The sequence below is a fragment of the Aromatoleum sp. genome (assembly GCF_032027225.1).
Lineage (GTDB): Bacteria > Pseudomonadota > Gammaproteobacteria > Burkholderiales > Rhodocyclaceae > Aromatoleum.
In genome coordinates, this window is the sequence record NZ_JAVSMM010000045.1 from 1 (window position 1) to 3,114 (window position 3,114).

General features: G+C 57.5%; 2 protein-coding genes. Both read left to right on the forward strand.

Annotated elements, in window-relative coordinates:
• On the forward strand, window positions 1–105 hold a 105-nt coding region (locus tag ROZ37_RS22030; protein WP_312660413.1), incomplete at its 5' end, for a transposase domain-containing protein.
• A gap of 167 nt (window positions 106–272) precedes the next feature.
• Entirely contained in the window at window positions 273–2,990 is a 2,718-nt protein-coding gene (locus ROZ37_RS22035; RefSeq protein ID WP_312662881.1) for a hypothetical protein, read from the forward strand.
• Window positions 2,991–3,114 lie beyond the last annotated feature (124 nt).

Genomic DNA, 3,114 nt, shown 5'->3' on the forward strand with positions numbered 1-3,114 from the left:
CCCTTCGCGTACCTGAAGGATGTGCTCGAACGGCTGCCGACGCAGCCCTACAGCAAGATCGGGGAGTTGCTGCCGCATCGCTGGCAGCCGGCCGTCTGCACCTGAGCGAAACGGCAAGACGGGTTCGCCGGGGGCTTACCGACGAACTACACCAATTCGTCGTGCACCTTAAGTTCATTCAACACGACCTAGATTCAGATTCGACAAGTGAAGTCGCGCTTCAGAAGCAAATCCTAGCTCTGGCTAACGTGCCAAACTCCGAAACCGGTCGCGTGTGGGCTCAACTGGTGCAAGCCTGCGTTGAACTCAATGGTCTCGGTGGCGATATAGACTTGAATACGGTCGAGCGCCATATTGGGGCTGAGCTGAGCAAACAGTTCCATACCTTCCGCGTAATGCGTAAGCATCAGAGGTTGGCCCAGCTTGGCCTTTTGTCCGGCATTGAAGGTCATGGGTCAGGCATGCCCACGTTTGGAGCTCTCTTAGGGCCTGGTGCTGTCGCCCCACTTCACGGTTCGAGCTATCCGGACGCTGTACCTGCAGCTCGGGCTAGCTCGCTCAATAAGTTCGTCTCGCGCCATCTGGACAACATTAGTGACCTGCTGAAGGAGTACCGCTTCCGCGACGCGATGGACCAGCTGAACGTCTTGGGCCACGACATGAAAGATTTCGACGACCATCAGCGCGCGCGATGGTATCTGCAGCGCGGTATGTGCAGGTGGCATATTTCTGATGACGTGAAAGGGGCCGCGGATGATTTCATCAGGTCAGCGACCCTGTGCGACGACGAAGACAAATTTGTGGCAGCCCGCATCCGTGGCCACATGCTTAAAGATGAAATCCCCGAAGCCGTGGCCGCTGGCGAAGAAGCCACAGAACGCTTTCCTCAATCGCTGACGGTTTGGGTGTCGGCAGCCAATGCACGGATTCTATATGGCGATAATCTTTCCGCGGCGGATATCCCAAAAGACCATGAGCAGCAAGCTCTTGCTTGGCAAGTATTGGCGACCTCACAAGAGCGCGCGGGCGACCTAATAGCGGCCATCCAAACGGTGAAGGTGGCGCTGACCAAGGAAGACGTCTCGTTCTTTACGAAAGAGGCCTTCCTACGCTATGTCCTTCAGCTCGCCACACAGAACAATCTCAACGTCGGCTTTCGCATGTTGCCTCCGGAGCACCTAGCCCTGCTCCGTGAAGCGACCTTGGCATTTGCCGACCGGTCTGTGTCGTTGTGGCCTGTTCAAAGTCCACAGGCCCAAGCAGCGGTGCTGACGCATCTCGGCTATGCCTATTTGCTGATTGGGGAACCCCAGGAGGCTGTGGCGCTCATCGAGGAAGCCAGAGCCCGCGGAGTATCCACCGATTCGCTGTACCGGGTCGAAATTGAGGCATTGTGCGACCTGGGGCGTGCACAGGAAGCGCTAACGCGATTGGTCAAATCGCTGCCACAACTTCCGAGTGACGGACTTGTGGCGTATGGACAGGCTGCTCTAGCCGCGGGGGATTTTGAGAAGGTCGAAGCAGTCCACGCAGAGGGGCTGCGAAGAACGGTTTCTCCTGACTGGGAACAGTTGACCGGGACTCTACGCCTAATGCGCTGGGAGGCAATGCTGCGGAGCGGTCGGTCAGGGGAGTTGCGGGAGGCGTTAGACGCGGCCGGGGTCACACCGGCAGGCACATCCATAACTGACCTTGTGCTCGCTGCGAGAGGCCACCGCGCGCCGGGAGGTGACAAGAAACTAGCCGCGCAATATATCGACCGAGTGGCGGAGCTGTCCAAGGAGAGCTCCGACTTCAATGAAGGATACCTCGGTGCCCAATTATTGTTTCACACTAAGCGTTATGCTGAGGCAGCGGCCGTCTACGAGCGAATTCTGCCCGCAAGTTCGTTCTCAGCCCTCCATACCGACCTTCTCTCCTGCTACTTGCAAACTGGGCAGCGAGCCAGGGCCCGGGAACTGCTCCAAACGATGTCGCCAGCCTGGCGGCAGTCGCAGGACGCTCGACACTTAGCGCTTGAGCTGAGCCAGCTCACCGGGGATTGGCCGATGGTCGGACGTCTCGCCGAGGACGAAATGGCGGCTGACCCGAAGCGGGCAACTGCCTGGCTTCTTCGCATTATTGCTGCAGCAAACAACGAGCAGCCCAATCTCGTAGCTGTGATTGGAGATGCGCCGGAAGAACTATCAGGTTCTGTTCAGCAAGTTGTTCAGTTGGCCTCTGCCGAAATTCGGCACGGCCATGTAATGAAGGGTTTGCGACGCCTTTACCGGACAAGACGCCTTCACATGGGAGACGCGGAAGCCGCGGCGGGGCACCTCACGGCCGTCTTGCTCACTGAGGTGCCGCTTGAGGAGCTTGAAGAAATACCGGAGGTCGTCGGACCAGGCACGTCCGTACTGCTCGCCGACGCTGAGGGGAATGAACGCCGTCTGACCGTTGACCCGGAAGGCATTGACGGACTTCCAGTCACCGACGAGTTCGTCTCCCCCACTAGCCCGGAAGCCAAACGATTGTTCGGTTTGCGTCTGAACGATTCGATGAAGGTGACCCACTTCGGTGAGACGAGAAAATACTCGGTCGCGCAGCTTTGCTCCGCGCATCGCCGTCTGATTGAGACCTCCCACCTCTGCATTAGTACGGCGCTTAGCCCGAGCAAGTACATGGCGGCGATGCCCCTAAGAACCGCAGAGGACGGCACGCTCGACCTAACCGTTATTAGGCGTCAACTTGAAAGGCGGTTCGAGCTCGCTACCCAGACATTGGACCTGTACAAACAGCATCCGGCGCCTTTGGGAATAATCGCACGGCGGCTCAGTTGCGACGTCATCGACCTCGTGCGTGCTTGGCCGAGCAAGGGACCCAAGCTTGAGGTCGGAAGCGGATGGAGCCAGAACCACGATATCGTGCAGGAGCTATTAAGGACAGAGGTCGTGTGGGTCATTGACCTCACGATGCTGACCGAACTGGCGACTCTAGCAGGGTGTTGATTTACGATAAATCCTAGTATTGGCGGGTATTTCAGGGCTGATATAATTCCATTCGAATCAACAAATCAATAATCTCGATGCGTGGCACCGACCACAAACAGAACGCTCTGTTCAGTTACGTCAA